Source organism: Pseudonocardia endophytica (assembly GCF_004339565.1).
GTDB classification, from domain to species: Bacteria; Actinomycetota; Actinomycetes; order Mycobacteriales; family Pseudonocardiaceae; genus Pseudonocardia; species Pseudonocardia endophytica.
Genome location: NZ_SMFZ01000002.1, coordinates 2489632 through 2509437 on the forward strand (window position 1 = coordinate 2489632; position 19806 = coordinate 2509437).

Sequence of the window (19806 nt, forward strand, 5' to 3'; positions counted from 1 at the left end):
CGGCCTCCCGCCCGGACCGATGGAGAGTCGTCGTGATCGCCACGCCGCGCAGGACGCTGAAGACCGTGACCGGAGCTGGCGGCACCTCGGAGACCTACGACCTCGCCGTCGACCCGAATCGGTCTACATTGGACCAGGCCGTCCGGGTGGCCGGGCTCGCCGAGGCCGCGCGGATCGACGCGCTGTTCACCGCGGACCTGCTGAGCTTCGATGCGCAGGGCGCGATCGGCTCGCAGGAGCCGCTCGTGTTCGTCTCGGCGTTGAGCCAGGTGACGTCCCGGATCGGGCTGATCGCCACGGTCTCGACGACGTTCCACCACCCGTACAACCTGGCCAGGCTGTTCGGCACGCTGGACCACGTCAGCAACGGCCGCGCCGCCTGGAACCTGGTCACCTCCTCGATCGGAGAGGAGAACTTCGGTCCGGGCGCCCTGCCCAGCCCGGAGGACCGCTACGCCCGTGCGGCGGAGACCCTCGATGTCGTCAACGCGCTGTGGGACAGCTGGCGGCCCGGCGCGCTGACCGCGGGACCGGACGGCCGCGCGGTGCTCGACCGCGACCGCGTGCACCCGATCGACCACTCGGGACGCTTCTTCTCCGTGGCCGGACCGCTGAACATCCCGCCGCTGCCCCAGGGCCGGCCGGTGCAGATCCAGGCCGGCCAGTCCGAGGCGGGGACCGCGCTGGGCGCCCGCTACGCCGAGATCGTGTTCACCTCGCTGCCCACACTGGACATCGCGCGGGAGTTCACCCGGAACATCCGGAACCAGGCCGAGCGGCACGGACGGCCGGGCGGACTACCACTGATCTTCAGCTCGTTCCACGCCACCTACGGCGCGACCGAACAGGAGGCGCAGCGCATCGTCGCCGAGCGGCGCGAGGCGCTCGACTTCGACCGCGGCCGGGTCCAGGTGGCCGACATGCTCGGCGGCGGCCTCGACCTGTCCGAGCTCCCGCTCGACGCGCCGCTACCGGAGAGCCTGCTGCCCGACGTCGCGTCGGTGAACCGCCGCCGGGGCCGGGTCGGCATCTTCTCCGGCTACGTCCGGCAGGGCTACACGCTGCGCGAACTCGTGGTCGCCGCCCAGGACACCGGGCACTGGGCGGTCGCGGGCACCCCGGAGCAGCTGGCCGACGCGGTCGAGGAACGGTTCCGGGCCGGCGTGCTCGACGTGATCTCCCTGCAGGGCCTCGCGAACCCGGTCCAGCACGACTTCGTCGTGAACGGCCTGCTGCACGAGCTGCGCAAGCGCGGGATCGTCGCCGACGACTACACCGGGACCACCCTGCGGGACAACCTCGGGCTGGATCTGCCGCCCCGGTCGGGAAGGACGGCATGACCGGCGGTCTGATCGTCGCACTCGATGTCGACGGTGACGGCGCGCACCCGCTGCGTGGCGGTGACGGCGGACGGTGAGAACGCCGGCTTCGGTCCGTACGTCGGTCCAGGCCGGGTCATGCGCCGACGGGCCTGGTCCGGCTCCGGGACCAGGGGTTCGCCGGGTGTCCTAGTCCCAGGTGCTCGCGCAGCGTGCGACCGGTGTACTCCCGTCGGAAGAGTCCGCGCTCGCGCAGGATGGGCACCACGGTTTCGACGAACACCTCGAGGCCGCCGGGGTAGGACGGCGGCATCACGTTGAAGCCGTCGGCTGCGCCCCGGGTGAACCACTCCTGCATGGTGTCGGCGATCTGCTCGGGTGTGCCGGCCACGACACGGTGGCCGCGGGCGCCGGCCAGCCGGTGCAGCAGCCGTCGCAGGGTCGGGTGCTCGCGTTCGACGATGCCGGCGACGACCTGCAGCCTGCTGCGCTGGTTGTCGGTGACGTCGCCTGAGTCCCCGAACAGTCCGGGCGGCACCGGGGCGTCGAGGTCCAGGTGGGCCAGCGTGCGGTCGGTGATCTTCTCGAGCTGGCGCAGGCCGTACGCCGGGACGGTCAGCTCGTCGAACTCGCGCTCCAGAGCCTTCGCCGCCTCCTCGGTGCCGGCGATGAACGGGCTGATCCCGGGGAGCACCTTGACGTCGTCGGGGTTGCGGCCGAACGAGCGCGCCCGCGACCGCACGTCGTCGTGGAAGGCCTGCGCGTCGGCCAGCCGCTGGTGCGCGGTGAAGATCGCCTCGGCGTTGCGGCCGGCGAACGCGCGACCGTCGTTGGACGCGCCGGCCTGCACCAGCACGGGATGCCCCTGTGGCGGGCGTGGCTGGTTCAGCGGTCCGCGGACCCGCAGGTGGACGCCGCGGTGGTCGATCTCGTGGATCTTCGACGGGTCGGCGTACAGACCAGCGGCCGTGTCCAGCAGGATCGCGTCGTCCTCCCAGCTGTTCCACAGCCCGACCACGGCGTCGACGAACTCCTGCGCGCGCTCGTAGCGGGTGGCGTGGTCGGGGTGGGCGTCGAGGCCGAAGTTCGCCGCCGCCGCGTCGTTGCCGGTCGTGACGATGTTCCAGCCGGCACGCCCACGGGAGAGGTGGTCGAGTGACCCGAACAGGCGGGCCAGGTTGTAGGGCTCGTAGTAGGTCGTCGACGCGGTGGCGATCAGCCCGAGCCGCTCGGTCGCCGTCGCCATCGCGGTCAGCACGGTGATCGGCTCGAGGCGGCCGACGGCGTTGTAGGTGACGTCGCCCTGCAGCGCGGGGCCGTCGGCGAAGAAGACGGCGTCGAGCGTCGCGGCCTCCGCGGTGCGGGCGATCTCCCGGTAGTAGTCGACGTCGTAGATCCGGTGCGGTGCACTCGTCGGGTGCCGCCAGGCCGCTTCGTGGTGCCCGGCCGGGTAGACGAACGCGTTGAGACTCAGCTGCCGGTTCATCGGGCCACCCCCAGGGCTTCGAGGAGGATGTCGCGATGGGCGAGCACGTCCGGGTCGCGGTCGTCGCGCGGCCGGTCGACGTCGATCCGGCGGTCGGTCACGACCCGCCCGGCCTCGAGCACGAGCACGCGGTCGGCGAGCGCTACGGCTTCGTCGACGTCGTGGGTGACGAGCAGGACGGCGGGTCGGTGCCGGTCGTAGAGCTCGCGCAGCAGCACGTGCATCCGGATCCGGGTGAGCGCGTCGAGGGCGCCGAACGGCTCGTCGGCCAGCAGCAGCGCGGGTTCCCGGACCAGTGCCCGCGCGAGCGCGACACGTTGCGCCTCGCCGCCGGACAGCTCGTTCGGCCAGGCCCTCTCGCGGCCGCCGAGTTCGACCTCGGAGAGCGCGGTCCGGCCGCGCTCCAGCGACGCCGGCCCCGGATCGAGGCCGATCACGACGTTGTCGAGTGCTCGCGCCCACGGCAACAACCGGGAATCCTGGAAGATCACCGCCCGGGAATCGGGCACCCACAGATCCCCGGAGCCGTCCACACCGTCGTCGAGCTCGGCCAGTGCGCGCAGCAGCGTGCTCTTGCCCGAGCCGCTGCGCCCCAGGAGCACGACGAACTCGCCGGGCGCGATGTCGAGGTCCACGTCGTCGAGCACGGCGTGCCCGTCGAACCCTCGGGTCAGGCCGCGTGCACGCACCGCCGTGGTGGTCAGCTCCCCAGCGTCCGTCGCCACGACAGCGCCCTCCTCTCGATCCGGCGCACCACCGTGTCGCTGACCAGGCCGAACAATGCGTAGACCACGAGTCCGACGACGATGATGTCGGTCTGGGCGTAGTTGCGGGCCTGCGTCATCAGGTAGCCGATCCCGCTCGTCGCGTTCACCTGCTCGACGACGACGAGTGCCAGCCAGGAGATCGTCACGGCCAGCCGCAGACCGGTGAAGAAGCCCGGTAGGGCTCCCGGGAGCGCCACCCTGCGGATGAACACCGACCGGCTCAGCCGCACGGTCTCCGCCAGCTCGACGTAGCGCGCGTCGACGCCGCGCAGCGCGGCGTGGGTGTTGATGTAGACCGGGACGAACACGCTCGCCGCGATCACGATGATCTTCATCTCCTCGCCGATCCCGAACCAGATGATCGCCAGCGGGATCAGCGCCAGCGTCGGGATCGCCCGCTTGATCTGCACCGGGCCGTCGATGACGGCTTCGCCGACCCGGCTCAGCCCGGACGCCAGCGCGAGCACGACGCCCGCTGCCACACCGATCACCAGCGCGATCGCCGCGCGCACGACCGAGGTGAGCAGGTTGCTGGGCAGCCGGCCGTCGACGGTGAGCTCGACGGCCGTCGTCACCACCGTCCACGGTGGAGAGAGCGTGCTCGAGCCGAGGAGACCGGTCCCGGACGCGATCGCCCAGGCGGCGAGCAGTAGCAGCGGGCCGAGTGCGAGGCCGCCGGGGACGGCCCGTCCGGGCCCGAGCCGGCCGCGCCGCACCGGGCGGGGCAGGAGCCGGTCGCCGTCGGCCGGCTGAGCGCGACGGCCGGCGGGCCGGGACAGGGAGAGCTCGGTCATCGTGGTGCCCCCGTCCTCGTGCCCGCCTCGGCGACGACCTGGTCGAAGCGCAGGTCGAAGCCGTCGGCGGCGGTCGCCGGTCTCGGCAGTTCCCCGGCCCGGGCCATGACGTCGATCGTGTTCTGCTGGCGGGCCACGAGCGCGGTGTCGAGCCGTGGGAACGAGCTGGGTCCCAGCGAGTCGATGATCCGCTTCCCGTCCGCTGCCGGGATGCCCTGGTTGTCCACGTAGTACTGCTGCACCCACTCGGCGTTGTGCGTGTTCACCCACTGCTGGGCGGCGATGTAGTGCTGGACGTAGGCCCGGATGGCGGCGGCCTTCGCCGGGTCCTGCAGCGCGGCGCGCCGCGCGTAGAGGTAGTTCAGCCCGGACGACGTGTCCGCCGTCTCGGCGGGGTCGATCACACCGCCGCCCCGCGGGCCGGCCTCGGTGAGGAAGCGGGTCAGACGGGGCTCGTTGAGGACAGCGACGTCGACCTGGCCGGTCCGGACGGCGTCGTTGAAGTCGCCGAGCTGCAGCCGCACGAGCTGGACGTCGGCGGTCGTCAGCCCGGCCTTCGCCAACGCCCGCAGCACGATCACCTGCTGGGCGGTGCCCTCGGCGTAGGCGATCTTCGCCCCGCGCAGGTCGGCGAGCTTGCGGATCGGCCTGCCAGGGGCGACCGCCAGCTGGGTGCTCGACGGGTCGTTCTGCTTGGCCAGGACGATCGGCACGTCGTCGCCGGCGACGAGGGCCTGGATCGGCGGCGTGTCACCGACGCTGGCGATGTCCGCCGCGCCGGCCCGGAACGCCTCGAGGATCGCCGGGCCGCCGGTGAAGTTGGCGAACCTGGGTGTGAACGGCAGCCGGCCGAGCTCGCCGGAGGCCTTCAGCGCGACCTGCTGCGCCTCGGCCTGGTCGGCGATGACGAGTTCGGTGCCGGGCGGCACCTGCGTCGGCAGCGGGGCATCGGCGGCCAGCTCGGCGCCGCCGCCCCCGCCGCACGCGGACAACAGCAGCGCCCCGGCGAGCACCGCGGCCCCGGCCAGGGTGGATCGGGAACGTCGAACGGTCACGGTGTCGTCTCCGGGAGGCAGCTGAGCCGTCAGTCGACGACGACGGCGTGGTCGGCGGTGAACGGACGCCCCGACACGAGCTCGGACTCCCGACCGTCCGGTCCGACCGGACGGTCACCGATCACGGTGACGCGGTGCAGCGTCCTGCGGACGTCGAGATGGTCCAGGTCGGCCGGCGCGAGGTGCGCGGTCGCCCGGTTGTCCCAGACGGCCAGACTGCCGGGCCGCCACCGGAAGCGGACCGTGTACTCGGGGCGGGTGATCTCGGCGTAGAGAAGGTCCAGGATCGCCCGGCTCTCCCGCGGCTCGACGTCGAGGACGTGGCTGGTGAAGCCCGGGTTCACGAACAGCGCCCGCTCGCCGGTGACCGGGTGCACCCGCACCACGGGGTGGTGGGCGACGAGGAGGTTGTCGTTGACGCGCTTGGCGTAGCCGTTGTCCCCGGTGGGCTTCCGATCGCCGCCGTAGCGGTGCTCGGCGCGCAGTCCGTCGACGAACGCCCGTACCGGCGCGGACAGGCCCTGGTAGGCGGCGACGAGGTTCGTCCAGGTGGTGTCGCCGCCGATCTCGGGCACGACCTCGGCCCGCAGGACCGACACCGCGGGTGGGTTCACCGCGGCCGTGACGTCGGTGTGCCAGCCGGCGACGTAGCTGTACTTGCGGCGGTTCGTCGCGGCCGGGTCGTTGCCGTAGCGGCGGGCGTAGCGCTCCGGGTCGATCGTGAAGATCTCCGGGTGGCCCTCCGGTGGTGCGTCGTCGTGCGGGTGGGCGTAGGTGAGCTCGCCGAAGTGCCGTCCGAACGCGATCTGCGCGGCGTGGTCGAGCTCCTGGTCACGGAAGAAGATCACCTTGTGGCGGTGCAGGGCCTCGGTGATGCGGGCGCCGGCCTCGTCGGTGAGCGGGCGGGTCAGGTCGACGCCGGTGATCTCGGCTCCGATGTGGCCGGCGACGGGCGCGACGTCCACGCCGGTGCGTTCGGGTGCGACGGTCATGGTGGGTCCTCTCGGCGGGTTCGAGCAGGGGTGATCACCCGCTCGCACCCGGACACGGGTGCGGGCGGGACGGGCTCGGTGAAGTGCGGGGGACCGGGGCGCAGGGCTGCTCAGCGCTGAGGACGGCGCGCGGTCACCCGCGGATACAGCGACACGCGCACCCCGGGCGAGCGGCCCTGGTCAGGTGCGCGGCGGTCATGGATCCATCGTGGGCGGGCCGCTGGAACGAAGTCAATTTTGCGACGCCGGTAATTAAGTCCGTGCTGGTCGCGGCACCGATACCGGCTGAATCCACAGAGGACGGCTGTAGGTCTCGTCGAGCACGACCGCGCTCGCGGCGACGCCGAGCGCGCCCGGCCCGAACGAGCTGGCGACCACGGCGTCCGCCGGATCCGGGCGTGCGTGCGAGAGCCGCCCGACCTCCGCGTGCAGCACGTCGAGCAGCTCGGGGCGACGGGCCAGGCCCGCCTCGCTCACCACGAGGATCTCCGGGTTGATCACGTCGATCAACAGCGCGACGACCCGGGCCACGAGCCCGATCCGGTCGCGGAACAGGTCGACGGCCCACGGCTCGTTCGCCTCCAGCGACGTCAGGACATCGGCGAACGTCGCGTCCGGCAGCAGGTTCCGCCTGCGGACGTGTGCGGTCAGCTGTCGGTCGGCGACCGTCGCCTGTACGCAGCCGCTTCGCCCGCACGGGCAGCTGGCCGCCGGCAGGATCGTTCCCGCGCCGGTGTGCAGGTGGCTGACGTCGCCGGCGGCCGAGCGGGGGCCGTGCAGCACCGTGTCCCCGGTCGCGATGGCCGCGTCCACGACGTTGCCCACGAACAGGTGTACCTGGCTGCTGCGGGCGCGCGTCCGGTGGTCGCCGATCAGCTGCTCGGCCTTGGCGAGCGCACGCGAATGGCTCTCCACCCGCACCGGGATCCCGAGGGTGTCCTCCAGCACCCGGCCGACCTCGACGTCGGTCCAGCCCAGCTGTGCGTGCCGGACCACGACGCCGCTCTCGGGGTCCACCCAGCCACCGGTGGCGACGCCGACGCCGAGCGGTGCGCGGCCCTCGGCGTGCTCGTCGAGCAGGGTGGGCGTACGTGATCCGATGTCGGCCAGCACGGCCAACGGGGACGGGTCCCGGTGCGGCGTCCGCCGCTCGGCCAGCACGCGGCCGCGGAGGTCGGTCAGGACGAACGTCCAGTGCAGCAAGGCGATGTGGACGCCGACGACCACGTGGCGCCGGACGTCGACGTCCACCGGAACGTGCGGCCGACCGACGACGGCACGCGCAGGCCGCACCGGGCGTTCGCGCAGCAGGCCGAGCTCGCTCAGCTCGGCGCACTGCCTGCTCACCGCGGCGCCGCTCAACCCCGTGAGACGGGCGATCGTGCTGCGGGGCAACGGGCCGTGGTCGAGAACTGCGCGCAGGACCACCGACGCCGTGCTCGTGCGTCGGTCACCGGGCGGTTCGGGACGGGTGGTGGGGACGTCGGCTCGCGCGAGGGTCATGGCTGTCCGGATCTGCTCGGCGGACGGGGCACCGAAGCGTCGAGGGCGCCCGGGGCGGACCCTCGGACGCGGACGGCTTCAGCGGGGGGCGACCGCGGAACAGATGGCGCTGGCCTGACGTCGCAGATCGACGTGCCGACGGGAACGGAGGTCGGACGCCTGCGCGATGACACTGACGCACCGGAGACCGATCACCGGGCGACAGTAACAGTGCGGCGCGCGTCGTTCACGACATCGTGAAGCCCGACGGCCGGGTGCTTCGCCGCGCTGCTCGAGGCCGCGGACCTGAGCCTACCCGGCGTCGTCCCTAGTGGACTGTGCAGTGTCGTCGAGGCGCGCCGGGGAAGCGGTCCGGTGCCGTCCGGATCTCGCGGACCAGCGCGAAGTGGTCGTGGAACGACTGGTCGGGGAGTAGCCACTCGTAGGCGAGCTCGACGAGTGTGCGGCCTCCAGGTCCTCGATCCGTCCGCCGAGGGCAGCGAGGGCGGTGCGGTACGCGGTGCCGTCGGGATGACGGGCCGGTCGTGTCGTTCGCCACCACGGTGCCAATGGCGCCACGGGTCGGCCGACCCAAGTCACATCCCCCCGGGTGTCAAGCAGGCAGGATCCGTCCGGTCAGTCGCCGGACGCGGAGGCGGTGTCGCCCATGAAGATCGGCCTGCAGCTCTCGGACTTCACCGTCCCCGGCGGTCCGCCTGCGCTCGCGACGACGCTGCGGCGGGTCGCGACCGTCGCGGAGGACGCGGGTTTCGCGCGACTGGCGGTCGCGGACCACCTGTGGCAGATCCCGGCGAACGGGTCGGCCGAGAGCGAGATGCTCGAGGCCTACACGACGCTGGGCTTCCTTGCGGCCTGTACGTCGCGGGTCGAGCTGCTGACCTGGGTGAGCGCGGTGACGTTCCGCGAACCGGCGCTGCTGACCAAGTGCGTGACCACGCTGGACGTCCTCAGCGGCGGCCGGGCGTGGCTGGGCGTCGGCGCGGGCTGGTACGCGGACGAGGCCCGCGGGCTCGGGCTGCCGTTCCCGCCCACGGCGGAGCGCTTCGACCGGCTGGAGGAGACGCTCCAGATCTGCCTGCAGATGTGGTCCGACGAGGACAAGCCGTACGCGGGCAGGCACTACACGCTGGAGCGGACGCTCAACGCGCCGCAGCCGCTGCGCCGTCCACCGATCCTGGTGGCGGGTGGGGGTGAGCGGCGCACGCTGCGTCTCGTCGCCCGGTACGCGGACGCGTGCAACCTGTTCGCCTCACCGGAGCTCGAACGGAAGCTGGACGTCCTGCGCGAGCACTGCGCGGCCGTCGGACGCGACTACGACGACATCGAGAAGACCGTCGTGCTCCCCCTGGATCCCGGCCCGCGCGGCGAGCACGTGGGGGCGATCGTCGACGAGCTGGACCGGCTGGCCCGGATGGGGTTCACCCACGCCCACGGCCGGGTCCCGGGGGCGGCCGCGATCGCCCCACTGGATCTGTTCGGGGAGCGGATCATCCCGGCGGCCGCGGCGCTGTGAGCGGACCTGGGTCACAGACCCGGCCACGCGGCACGGCGACCATGGCCGCGGACGCGGAAGGAGGCGACGACGTGGACGCGACAGGGCGGCGATGGACGGTCCCGACGTCGGACGACGTACGGCTGGCGGTGACCGAGACCGGGAGCGGCACTCCGATCCTGCTCCTGCACGAGTACGCGGGGGACCAGCGCAGCTGGGCCGCGCAGGTCGCGGACCTCGCCGCCGACCACCGGTGCATCACGTTCGCCGCGCGTGGTTACCTGCCGTCCGACGTCCCGTCCGATCCCGCGGCGTACTCGTGGCGGCGCGCCGTGGACGACGCCGTCGCGGTGCTCGACGCGCTCGGCGTCGGGTCCGCCCACGTCGTCGGTCTGTCGATGGGCGGGTACACGGCCCTGCAGCTGGGCCTGCGCCATCCCGACCGGGTCCGTTCGATCCTGGCCGCGAGCGTCGGGTCGGGCTCCGACCCGACGACGCGTGCGGCGTACCTCGCGGAGACCGGCGCGGTCGCCGCCGCGCTGCGCTCGCGCGGGGCCGGGCACGTGGGCCGGCGGATGGCGGACGGGCCCAGCCGGATCCAGCTCAAGGCGGCCGACCGGGCGGCGTGGGACGCGATGGTCGCGCAGTTCGCCGGGTTCTCCGTCGAGGGACTGGCGCACACGATCGTCGAGGTCCAGGGCCGCAGGCCCGCCCTGCACGACCTGGTCGACGACCTCGCCGGGCTCGCGGCGCCCCTGCTCGCCGTCGCCGGGGACGAGGACGAGGCCTGCCTGTCGACCGGCCTGCTGCTCAAGCGGACCGTCCCCGCCTGCGGACTGGCCGTGCTGCCGAACGGCGGGCACGTGCCGAACCTGGAGGACCCGCACCGCTTCACCGCCCTGCTGCGCTGGTTCCTGGCCCGTGTGCGGTCGGGGTCGTGGCCCCGACGGGACCCCCGGTCCCGGGCGACCTTGCAGTTCGACATGGATCGGCCCGAGTCTGTTGTCCGGTAACGGCGTCCTCGTGCAGGGGAACCCCGGCGACGAGGCGAGGTGCGAGATGAACCCCCGTGCACTGCAGGCGTGGTCGAGGAGCTTCCTGTCCGACCAGGACCCGCAGATCCGGGACACGCTGCTCGGGGACAGCCGGGTCGCGACCTACCCGGCCGGGGCGGTCATCTGCCGGGCGAACGACGACTACCGTGTCGCCCTCATCCACAGTGGACGGGTACGGGCAGCGATCACGTCGTGGGACGGCCGCGAGGTCACCACGCGCTACATGACCGTCGGGCAGATCACCGCCGTCCCCGCGATGCTGACGCACGGGGCGCCCGCCTCGCTGCATGCGGTCACCGCCTGCGAGGTGTCGGTCCTGAACCCCGACACGTTCCGGCGTCTCATGCTCCGGCATCCCGAGCTGAGCTACCGGGTGGCCGTCTACCTGGCCGAGTCCACCTACGAGACGGTCGCCTACTACGAGGACAACCTGTTCGGATCCGTGCAGCAGCGGGTGAGCAGGCACCTGCTCGAGATGGCGACGCCGACCGCCCGTGGCCTGCTCGTGCAGACCGACCAGACGGAGCTGGCCAACGCGATCGGCTCGGTACGGGAGGTCGTCGCGCGGGCGTTGAAGAAGCTGACCGACACCGGCGCGATCCGCCGCTCGCGACGGCAGATCTGGATCGAGGACCCGGCCCGGCTGCGCTCGCTGGCGTCGAGCCCGCTGGGCGGCTGGACCCGGGACTCGGACCCGTCGTGAGCACCTACGCACTGGACGCCGAGCTGCGCGCGGCCGCGGCTGCCCTGCCCCGGATCGACCGGACCGACGTGGCGCGGGCCCGGCGGATCACGGCGAGTCCCTCTCCGCCCGCGCCTCCCGACGACGTCACCGTCTCCGACCACACCGTCCGCGCCGCCGACGGGCACGACGTCCGGCTGCGGATGTACCGGCCGGACCGCGCCACCGGCGACGGGGCCGTCTACCACGTGCACGGTGGCGGCTTCGTGCTCGGCGGCCTGGGTTCGGACCACCTCCGCACCGTCGAGATCGCGCGGGAGACCGGCGCCGCCGTCGTGTCGGTCGGGTACCGGCTGGCACCCGAGTGGCCGTTCCCGGCCCCGGTCGACGACGTCTACACCGGACTGACCGGTCTGCCCGACCTGGACATCGATCCCGCGCGGGTCGTCCTGCACGGTGTCAGCGCGGGCGGCGGGCTCGCCGCCGCGGCGGCGCTGATGGCCCGCGACCGGGGCACACCACCGGTCCGCGGCCTGGTCCTCGTCTCGCCGATGCTGGACGACCGGCTCGCGACCGCCAGCAGCCTGCGGTTCACCGACACCCCGGCCCTGACGCGACGTGACCTGCAGATCTGCTGGTCGGCCTACCTCGGGGCCCTCGCGCCGGGCAGTGCCGAGGTGCCGGCGTACGCCGCACCGGCACGGGCCCTCGACCTCCGGGGACTCCCGCGCACGTACGTCGCGGCGGCGGAGCTCGACCCGCTGCGCGACGAGGCGGTCGCGTTCGCGCAGTCGCTGCTGGGCGCCGGCGTCCCCGTCGAGCTGCACCTGTTCCCGGGCACCTACCACGGCTCGGTCCTGGTCCGGGGCGCCGCGGTGAGCGAGCGCCAGACAGCGGAGGAGGGCGTCGTGCTGCGCACGATGCTCGGCCCGGAAGGAGATCGGTAGGTGCACTTCCTCGCGGGTGTCCGGGTCCTGGACGTCACCGGCGCCCTGGCCGGTCCGTACTGCACGACGATCCTGTCCGACCTCGGCGCGGAGGTGATCAAGGTCGAGCCGGTCGAGGGGGACGCACTGCGCCGCAGGCTCGTGGGCGACGAGCAGACCCCGCTGCCGTTCGACATGATCCACCGCAACAAGCGCAGCCTGGCCGTCGACATCCGGTCCGAACGCGGGCGGGACGTCGTGAAGGCGCTGGCCGCACGCTCGGACGTGCTGGTGGAGAACTTCCGGGTCGGTGCCATGGCGCGCCGGGGCCTGTCCTACGACGACCTCAAGGGCGACTGCCCCGACCTCGTGTACTGCTCGATCTCCGGGTTCGGGCAGTTCGGGCCGATGCGCGACGCGAAGGGCATCGACCTCGTCGCGCAGGCCTACGGGGGGCTGCTGAGCGTCACCGGCAGCACGGGTGGCGACCTCGCGAAGGCGGGCTATCCCATCGGGGACCTCGGCACCGGGATGTGGGGGGCGATCGGGGTGCTCGCGGCGCTGCTGCGGGCCAGGGCGGGACACGGCGGTGCCTACATCGACGTCTCGCTCGCGGACACCATCGCTGGCTGGTCGGTCTGGGAGGTCGCCGACTTCGTCGGCACCGGTACCGCGCCCGGTCCGCTGGGGACCGCGCACCGTCTCACCGCGCCGTACGAGGCCTTCACGTGCTCCGACGGCGAGACCCTGGTGATCGGCGCGACCGAGCGGTCGTGGAAGGACCTGTGCGCCGTGCTGGCGGTCGATCTGTCCGCCGACCCGCGCTTCGACGGCGAGTACGCCCGCTTCACCCGTCGCGCGGAGCTCGCCGACCTGCTGCAGCAGCGGTTCGGCACGGCACCGCGGGACCACTGGATCGAGCGGCTCCGGGAAGCGGGAGTCCCCTGTGGACCGGTCAACGACGTCCCGGGGATGCTCGCCGACCCGCAGTACGCCGCGCGCCGGATGTTCCCGGGCGAGGGACCCGGCGACGCGGAACGGTTCGGGCAGCGGCGGATCGTGAACACCCCGCTCGTCGCCGACGGCGCCCCCCGTGCCCACCGGAGGGCCCCTGCGGTCGGTGAGGACACGCTCGCGCTGCTCGCCGAGATCGGGATCGAGGGGGAGGTCGCCAGGACGCTGGTCCGCGACCACGTGGTGGGGCGGGAATGACCGTCACGCTCGACGTCACCGACCGGGTCGCCCGCATCACGCTCGACCGGCCCGCCAAGCGCAACGCCGTGACCGGCCGGATGTGGACGACGCTGCGGCGCCATCTCGACGCGCTCGAGGACCGGGACGTCGTCGCGGTCGTGCTGGGCGGAGCCGGCGGGAGCTTCTCGGCAGGCGCCGACCTCGACGAGCTCCGAATCCCGGACCCCGAGCACGTCGGCGGGATCCAGGAGCTCGCCGAGTCCACGGTGCTGCGGCTGCGCGATCTCGCCCCGCCCACGCTCGCCGTGGTCGACGGCCCGTGCCTCGGGGCCGGCGCCAGCCTCGCCCTGGCCTGCGACCTGCGGATCTGCACGCCACGCTCGCGGTTCGCCATCCCGTCGCTGCGCCACGGGATCGTCTACGAGCCGGTCCACGTCCAGCGGCTCCTGCAGGTCGTGCGGCCCGGCTCGGCCGCCCTGCTGCTCTACGGCGGCGAGACGTGGGACGGGGACGCGGCCGCCCGCCACGGGCTGGTCGACCGGTGCACCGACGACCTGCAGGCCGCCGTCGAGCCGATCCTGGCCGGGCTGCGCACCGCGCCCCGCCACGCCGTCCTGGCGACGGCCGCGACGCTACGGGCCGGCGGGTAGGTCGTGGACCTGCAGCTGACCGGCGCCCGCGCCGTCGTGACCGGCGGCTCGGGCGGTCTCGGCTTGGCCGTGGCGCGCGAGCTCCTCGGAGAGGGAGCGCGGGTCCTCCTCGCGGCACGCGATCCCGACCGCCTTCGCACCGCGGCCGACCACCTCGGAAGCGACCGCGTGCTCACCGTCCCCACCGACACCACCGACGACGCCTCGGTCCGGGCCATGGTCGGCGAGGTCGTCGCGGCGTGGGGCGGTGTCGACGTCCTCGTCAACGCGGCGGCCGAACCGTCTCCCGCCACGCCGCCGGCGCTGGCCGACCTGACCGACCGCGAGATCCACCGCGAGCTCGACACCAAGCTGATGGGCTACCTGCGCTGCGCGCGGGCGGTGGCACCCCACATGACCGCGCAGGGCCGCGGGCGGATCGTCAACGTGTCCGGGCTCAACACCCGTCGCACCGGCTCGATCGCCGGCACGGTCCGCAACGTCGCCGTCGCCGCCCTGACCGCGAACCTGGCCGACGAGCTCGGCCCTGCGGGCGTCGGGGTCACCGTCGTGCACCCCGGCCTGGTCGGGACCGACCGCGTGCGCGCACTCGTCACCGCCCGCGCGGCGGCCACCGGGGAGACCGAGGACGACGTGCTGGCCCGCCTCGCCGCCGGCACGAGCCTGCACCGGCTCGTCACGGCCGAGGAGGTCGCGGCCGTCGTCGCGTTCCTCTGCTCCCCGCGGGCGGCCGGGGTGACCGGCGACGCCGTGACCGTCGCGGCCGGGAACCGCGGTTCGGTCCACTACTGAAGGAGCACCCATGGACTTCACCGGTCAGGTCGCGCTGGTCACCGGCGGCGGCAGCGGAATCGGGCGGGCGGCCTGCGTGGCGTTCGCCCACCACGGGGCCGCCGTGGCCGTCGTCGACCGGGAGGTGTCGGCGGCCGAGGAGACCGCCGAGCTCGTCCGGAAAGCGGACGCGACGGCGCTCGCACTGCGCGCCGACGTCACCAGCTCGGCCGACGTGCAGGGCTACGTGCGCAGGACGGTCGACGAGTTCGGCCGGATCGACTGTTTCGTCAACAACGCCGGGATCGGCGGCACCGTGGCGCCGGTCGCCGAGTACGACGAGGCCGACTTCGCGGCCGTGCTCGCCGTCAACGTCACCGGCGCGTTCCTCGGGCTGCGCCACGTCCTGCCCCGGATGATCGCCCGGGGCGGCGGCGCGGTGGTGAACACCGCGTCGGTGGCCGGCCTGGTCGCCACCCCCGGGGCGTCCGCGTACGTCGCGTCGAAACACGCCGTCATCGGGCTGACCAAGACCGCGGCGGGCGAGGTTGCGCGACAGGGTATCCGGGTCAACGCCGTCTGCCCCGGCCCGGTCGACACCGGCGCCATGCGCCGCCTCGAGGAGCAGATCGCGCCGGACGACCCCGACGGGCTGACGGCACGCAACCGGGCCGCGCAGCCCACCGGCCGCTACAGCACGCCGGAGGAGGTCGCCAACGTGATCCTGTTCCTCTGCTCGGACCTGGCCTCCAACACCACGGGCGCCCAGTACGTCGTCGACGGCGGCCGCAGCGCGACCGGCTCTGCCACCCCGACCAGGAACTGACCGAACCCAGGTCACAGTCACGGCCGTCGTCGCCGACCAGACTTCTGCCTACCGGACGCGACGGGACCGCAGAGGCGGACCCGACCCCGGATCGGAGACGCACCGGGCCGCCGGCCCGGGGTTGGAGGCATTGTGCAGACCCTCGACCTGGTCGACGCCGGCAGCGGCGTCGAGTTCGGACGACACGGTGTCCACCTCGACACCCACCGCGGCGGTGCCGGCGAGCGGGTGGCCCTGGTGCTGCCCGGCGCCGAGCGCGCCGTCGAGGACACGGCGTTCCTGGACGCGCTGGCCGAGGAGTTCACCGTCGTCGCCCCGACACACCCCGGGTTCGGGCGGTCGCCGCGACCGGACTGGTGCACCTCGGTCGACGACCTCGCCTACCTGTACCTGGAGTGGCTCGACCGGTCCGCGCTGACCGACGTCACGGTCGTGGGGCTGCAGTTCGGCGGGTGGGTCGCGCTGGAGATGGCGGTGCGCAGCTGCGCACGCATCGGCCGGCTCGTGCTGGTCGACCCGCTGGGTATCAAGCTCGGCGGCCCGCGCGACCGCGACGTCGTCGACCTGTTCGCGACGCCGCACACCGAGCTGGACCGGCTCCTCTACGCCGACCAGCGCCACGCCCTCGGTGACCTCGGCGCGGCGCCCGTCGAGGCGGTGCTCGAGCTGGCACGCAACGAGGAGGCGCTCGTGACCTACGGGTGGGAGCCATTCCTGCACAACCCGCGCCTGCCCGACTGGACGTGGCGGATCAGCAGGCCGACCACGGTCGTCTGGGGCGGCCGGGACGGCATCGTCACACCGGCGCACGGGCGCGGCCTGGCCGAGCTGATCCCCGGCGCCCGCTTCGAGCTCGTCGAGGACGCCGGTCACCGCCCGCAGGTCGAGCGACCCGAGGACGTCGCGCGGCTCGTCGCCAAGTCCGCCGTCTGATCAGCGAAGGAGGGACCACCGTGCAGTACTGGCACTTCAGCGAGACGGCCTACCCGGATCTCCCCGACCCCGCCGACTACTCCTCGATCCGCGTCACCCTGCCCAACGGCGTCATCGACCCCGAGCGCGCCGCCCGGCTGTGGGACCGCTACATCCGCGAGTGGCAGGTCGCCGACGAGTGCGGCCTGAACGTCATGGTCAACGAGCACCACTCGACCGCGACCTGCATGAACTCGGTCGCGCCCGTCGTCGCCGGTGTCCTGGCCCGGGTCACGTCGAGGGCCCGCATCCTGCTGCTGGGCAACCCGGTCGCGAACCGCAGGGACCCGGTCCGCATTGCCGAGGAGATGGCGCTCGTCGACGTCCTCAGCCACGGCCGCCTGGAGGTCGGCTTCGTGCGCGGCGTGCCCTACGAGATCGCCGCGACGAACACGAAGCCCGTCCGGATGACCGAGCGCATGTGGGAGGCCATCGAGCTGATCACGCGGGCGTGGTCCACCCACGACGGCCCGTTCAGCTGGGAGGGCGAGTTCTTCCATCACCGCCAGGTCAACATCTGGCCGCGGCCCTACCAGCAGCCCACGCCTCCGGTGTGGGTCACGGCGGTCAGCCCCGGCAGCGCGGCCCGGATCGCGGACAACGACTTCACCATCGGGACGTTCCTGACCGGGCTCGACGGCACCCGCCGCGTGTTCTCCGAGTACCGGGACCGCCTCGCCGCGACCGGCAGGCCGACCGCGCCGGACGACCGGTTCGCCTACGCCGCTCTCGTCTACACCGGACGGACGGACTCCGAGGGGCTCGACGGTGCCCGCAAGCTCCTCTGGTACATCCACTCCAACAAGGTCGCCACCGAGTTCCTCTACCCGCCCGGCTACATCCCCTATCAGGCCAGGGCGGCCGGCCTGCGGGCACGCAGCGCGATCGGCGACCCGGCGCTCCTGCCCGGCAAGGGCGTACCCGGCCCGAAGGACCTCGCCTCGATGTCGCTCGAGGAGCTCATCGACCAGGGGATCGTCTTCGCGGGCAGCCCGGGCACCGTGGCCGGGCAGCTCGAGCGCTTCCACGACCACGTCGGCGGCTTCGGGAACCTGCTGCTCATGGGGCAGGCCGGGCACATGACCCACGACGAGACCGTCCGCGGCCTGCGGACGTTCGCCGAGGACGTCGTTCCCCGGCTCGACCGCGTGACCGGCGCGGTCACGGTCTGACACCGACCATCGGAGGACGACGATGTCCCAGCCATCCCCGCCGGACGCGGTGAGCCAGGTGCCCGCCGCGCCGACGTCGACCGGGTTCTCGCGCCGGTCGGTCGTCGCCGCAGGCACCGGCAACGCCCTCGAGTTCTACGACTTCGCGATCTTCGCCTCGCTCACCCCGGTCATCTCCCAGCTGTTCTTCCCGTCCGGTGACCCGCTGGCGGCGATCCTGTCCACCTTGGCGCTGTTCGCGGTCGGGTTCGTCATGCGCCCGGTGGGCGCCGTCGTGTTCGGCCGTCTCGCGGACCGGCACGGTCGCCGGATCCCGCTCGCCGTCTCCATCCTGATCATGGGCGTCACCACCGTGCTGATCGGTGTCATGCCGACCTACGACCGGGCCGGGATCCTCGCGCCGTTGCTGCTCTGCGTCGCACGGCTGCTGCAGGGCCTGTCGATCGGCGGCGAGTTCGGCACGTCGGCGAGCTTCCTGGTCGAGCACGCGCCGCGGCACCGCCGCGGCCTCTACGGGTCCTTCGCGTTCTTCTCCTCGACCGCGGGCAGCGTGCTCGGCGCCCTGGTCGTCCTGGTCCTCACCGTCGGGATGCCCCCGGCCGTGCTGAACGACTGGGGCTGGCGGGTCCCGTTCCTGCTCGGGTTCCCGCTGCTGGCGGTCGGGCTGTACCTGCGGTACCGCATCGCCGAGTCCCCGGAGTTCGAGGCGGTCCGGGCCGGGAACGCGCGGGCGACGAGCCCGGTGAGCACGCTGTTCCGGGAGCACCGGCGGGCGTTCCTGACACTGCTCGGCGTCTGCATCGGGTTCAGCGTCGCCTCCTCCACCGTGCAGGCGTTCGTGCTCACCTACATCCGGACCGTCGTCGGTCTGCCCGCGGTTCCGGCGCTGACGACGGTGGTGCTCGCGACGAGCGTCGGGGTCGCGCTGGTGCTCCTGTTCGGACAGCTCTCGGACCGGTACGGGCGCCGGGCGGTCCTCGTGTTCGCCGCCGTGCTGACGGTGCTCCTGCCGTACCCGAGCCTGCTGGTCATGGGGCTGGGTGGTTTCGGCCCGGCCCTGGTCGGGCAGCTGATCCTCTGGGTGCCGGTGGCCGCGTTCGGCGGCGCGATCCCGTCGCTGTTCGCCGAGCTCTTCCCGGCCAGGGTGCGGGCGTCGGGCTTCGGCATCGGGTACGGCTTCGGGTCGGCGATCTTCGCGGGCACCGCGCCGTTCGTCGCCACCCTGCTGATCGAGCTGACCGGAGACACGGTCTCGCCCGCCTGGTACATGACCGCGGCCGGCGCGGTGACGCTGGCCGTCGTGCTCGCCTCGGCGTCGGTCCGCCGGAGCTCGGTCTCGTGAGCCGGGGCCGGCTGACCGGCAGGTCCGCGGTGGTCACCGGAGCGGGGTCGGGAATCGGCGCGACCACGGCGGAGGTCTTCGCCCGCGAGGGGGCCCGGGTCGTCGTGGCGGACCTCGACCGGGCCGCCGCGGCGGCGACGGCCGAGCGGATCCGCGACGAGGGCGGGACCGCGGAGCCCCACGCCGCCGACGTCTCCGACGAGGGCGAGGTCGAGGCGCTGATCGCGTTCGCCGTCGAGACGTTCGGGGGGCTCGACATCCTGCAGAACTACGCCTCGAACCGGGGCGTCGTGCCCGAGGACGTGCCGGTCGCCCAGGCCGACGCCGCGGCGTGGGTCCGGCAGCTGAACGTGGATCTGATGGGCTGCGTCCTCACCGCGAAGCACGCGCTGCCGCACATGCTGCGACGGGGCGGTGGGAGCATCACCAACGCGTCCTCCCTGGTCGGGTGGCTCGCGCTGGACGCACGACCCGCCTACGCGACGGCGAAGGCAGGGGTGATCGGCCTGTCGAAGTCGATCGCCGTCGAGTACGGCAGGCAGGGGATCCGGTGCAACGTCGTGGCCCCGGGCCCGATCGTCTCGCCCGGCACGGAGGGCATGTACACCGCGGAGCAGACCCGGGTGCTCGCCGAGCACATGGCGGCCCCGCGCCTCGGCCGCCCGGACGACGTCGCGCTGGCGGCGCTGTTCCTCGCCTCCCCGGAGGCGTCGTTCGTGAACGGCCACGTGCTCGTCGTCGACGGCGGGATGTCGGCCTACGCGCCGATGGTGCCGTCGTTCCGGCGGCTGGCCGGGGAGGGGTGAGC

Annotated in this window: 19 protein-coding genes; 13 read left to right on the top strand and 6 right to left on the bottom strand. The window is 73.2% G+C overall.

From position 1 onward, the window contains the following. The first annotated feature begins 32 nt into the window (after positions 1-32). Entirely contained in the window at positions 33-1340 is a 1308-nt protein-coding gene (locus EV378_RS30535) for an NtaA/DmoA family FMN-dependent monooxygenase (protein ID WP_243653841.1), read from the top strand. 115 nt (positions 1341-1455) lie between these two features. Here the strand turns inward: EV378_RS30535 and EV378_RS30540 are convergent, their stop codons facing one another. The 6 genes from EV378_RS30540 to EV378_RS30565 all read right to left on the bottom strand — a co-directional run bounded on the left by EV378_RS30540 (position 1456) and on the right by EV378_RS30565 (position 7916). Continuing rightward, positions 1456-2805: an LLM class flavin-dependent oxidoreductase gene (locus EV378_RS30540; protein ID WP_132430821.1), complete on the bottom strand. Its 1350-nt coding sequence runs from the start codon at positions 2803-2805 to the stop codon at positions 1456-1458. After that, on the bottom strand, positions 2802-3530 hold the full coding sequence (locus EV378_RS30545; RefSeq protein ID WP_132430822.1) for an ABC transporter ATP-binding protein: 729 nt from the start codon (positions 3528-3530) through the stop codon (positions 2802-2804). Before EV378_RS30545 ends, EV378_RS30540 begins: the two co-directional genes overlap by 4 nt. Next, positions 3506-4366 carry an ABC transporter permease gene (locus tag EV378_RS30550; RefSeq protein WP_132430823.1) on the bottom strand — a complete coding sequence of 287 codons (861 nt, stop codon included), beginning with the start codon at positions 4364-4366 and terminating at the stop codon, positions 3506-3508. Before EV378_RS30550 ends, EV378_RS30545 begins: the two co-directional genes overlap by 25 nt. Further along, on the bottom strand, positions 4363-5421 hold the full coding sequence (locus tag EV378_RS30555) for a PhnD/SsuA/transferrin family substrate-binding protein (RefSeq protein WP_207908909.1): 1059 nt from the start codon (positions 5419-5421) through the stop codon (positions 4363-4365). The genes EV378_RS30550 and EV378_RS30555 overlap by 4 nt, the downstream gene beginning before the upstream one ends. Before the next feature lie 29 nt (positions 5422-5450). After that, complete coding sequence (locus tag EV378_RS30560; RefSeq protein WP_132430824.1) at positions 5451-6413, bottom strand: TauD/TfdA dioxygenase family protein; 963 nt, start codon at positions 6411-6413, stop codon at positions 5451-5453. Positions 6414-6665: 252 nt separating this feature from the next. After that, a complete protein-coding gene (locus EV378_RS30565; protein WP_132430825.1) occupies positions 6666-7916 on the bottom strand; it encodes an ROK family transcriptional regulator in 1251 nt (416 codons plus the stop codon). A gap of 646 nt (positions 7917-8562) precedes the next feature. Here EV378_RS30565 and EV378_RS30570 point away from each other — a divergent pair. The 12 genes from EV378_RS30570 to EV378_RS30625 all read left to right on the top strand — a co-directional run bounded on the left by EV378_RS30570 (position 8563) and on the right by EV378_RS30625 (position 19804). Next, positions 8563-9429 (top strand): LLM class F420-dependent oxidoreductase, encoded by an 867-nt coding sequence (locus tag EV378_RS30570; RefSeq protein WP_132430826.1) that lies wholly within the window; start codon positions 8563-8565, stop codon positions 9427-9429. Positions 9430-9500: 71 nt separating this feature from the next. Continuing rightward, positions 9501-10421, top strand: coding sequence for an alpha/beta fold hydrolase (locus EV378_RS30575; RefSeq protein WP_243653842.1), 921 nt, complete (start codon positions 9501-9503; stop codon positions 10419-10421). A gap of 46 nt (positions 10422-10467) precedes the next feature. Continuing rightward, positions 10468-11166, top strand: coding sequence for a Crp/Fnr family transcriptional regulator (locus EV378_RS30580; protein ID WP_132430828.1), 699 nt, complete (start codon positions 10468-10470; stop codon positions 11164-11166). Then, on the top strand, positions 11163-12092 hold the full coding sequence (locus EV378_RS30585; protein ID WP_243653843.1) for an alpha/beta hydrolase: 930 nt from the start codon (positions 11163-11165) through the stop codon (positions 12090-12092). The genes EV378_RS30580 and EV378_RS30585 overlap by 4 nt, the downstream gene beginning before the upstream one ends. After that, positions 12093-13283: a CaiB/BaiF CoA transferase family protein gene (locus tag EV378_RS30590; protein ID WP_132430830.1), complete on the top strand. Its 1191-nt coding sequence runs from the start codon at positions 12093-12095 to the stop codon at positions 13281-13283. It begins immediately after the preceding gene. Further along, entirely contained in the window at positions 13280-13915 is a 636-nt protein-coding gene (locus EV378_RS30595; RefSeq protein WP_132430832.1) for an enoyl-CoA hydratase/isomerase family protein, read from the top strand. Before EV378_RS30590 ends, EV378_RS30595 begins: the two co-directional genes overlap by 4 nt. Before the next feature lie 3 nt (positions 13916-13918). Continuing rightward, positions 13919-14707, top strand: coding sequence for an SDR family NAD(P)-dependent oxidoreductase (locus EV378_RS30600; RefSeq protein ID WP_132430833.1), 789 nt, complete (start codon positions 13919-13921; stop codon positions 14705-14707). 10 nt (positions 14708-14717) lie between these two features. Further along, positions 14718-15512, top strand: coding sequence for an SDR family NAD(P)-dependent oxidoreductase (locus EV378_RS30605; protein ID WP_132430835.1), 795 nt, complete (start codon positions 14718-14720; stop codon positions 15510-15512). 132 nt (positions 15513-15644) lie between these two features. Next, a complete protein-coding gene (locus EV378_RS30610) occupies positions 15645-16445 on the top strand; it encodes an alpha/beta fold hydrolase (RefSeq protein ID WP_132430837.1) in 801 nt (266 codons plus the stop codon). Positions 16446-16465: 20 nt separating this feature from the next. Then, the gene (locus EV378_RS30615) at positions 16466-17656 is read left to right on the top strand and encodes an LLM class flavin-dependent oxidoreductase (RefSeq protein ID WP_132430839.1); all 1191 of its coding nucleotides are present in this window, start codon (positions 16466-16468) and stop codon (positions 17654-17656) included. Positions 17657-17678: 22 nt separating this feature from the next. Further along, entirely contained in the window at positions 17679-18998 is a 1320-nt protein-coding gene (locus EV378_RS30620) for an MFS transporter (RefSeq protein ID WP_132430841.1), read from the top strand. After that, complete coding sequence (locus tag EV378_RS30625; RefSeq protein WP_132430843.1) at positions 18995-19804, top strand: SDR family NAD(P)-dependent oxidoreductase; 810 nt, start codon at positions 18995-18997, stop codon at positions 19802-19804. Before EV378_RS30620 ends, EV378_RS30625 begins: the two co-directional genes overlap by 4 nt. The last annotated feature ends 2 nt before the right edge of the window (positions 19805-19806 follow it).

What these genes read in the sequence shown, in the direction of transcription:
- EV378_RS30595 (WP_132430832.1), top strand. Translation starts at nt 13,280, where the DNA reads ATGACCGTCACGCTCGACGTCACCGACCGGGTCGCCCGCATCACGCTC.
- EV378_RS30570 (WP_132430826.1), top strand. Translation starts at nt 8,563, where the DNA reads ATGAAGATCGGCCTGCAGCTCTCGGACTTCACCGTCCCCGGCGGTCCG.
- EV378_RS30620 (WP_132430841.1), top strand. Translation starts at nt 17,679, where the DNA reads ATGTCCCAGCCATCCCCGCCGGACGCGGTGAGCCAGGTGCCCGCCGCG.
- EV378_RS30580 (WP_132430828.1), top strand. Translation starts at nt 10,468, where the DNA reads ATGAACCCCCGTGCACTGCAGGCGTGGTCGAGGAGCTTCCTGTCCGAC.
- EV378_RS30550 (WP_132430823.1), bottom strand. Translation starts at nt 4,366, where the DNA reads ATGACCGAGCTCTCCCTGTCCCGGCCCGCCGGCCGTCGCGCTCAGCCG.
- EV378_RS30565 (WP_132430825.1), bottom strand. Translation starts at nt 7,916, where the DNA reads ATGACCCTCGCGCGAGCCGACGTCCCCACCACCCGTCCCGAACCGCCC.
- EV378_RS30560 (WP_132430824.1), bottom strand. Translation starts at nt 6,413, where the DNA reads ATGACCGTCGCACCCGAACGCACCGGCGTGGACGTCGCGCCCGTCGCC.
- EV378_RS30540 (WP_132430821.1), bottom strand. Translation starts at nt 2,805, where the DNA reads ATGAACCGGCAGCTGAGTCTCAACGCGTTCGTCTACCCGGCCGGGCAC.
- EV378_RS30605 (WP_132430835.1), top strand. Translation starts at nt 14,718, where the DNA reads ATGGACTTCACCGGTCAGGTCGCGCTGGTCACCGGCGGCGGCAGCGGA.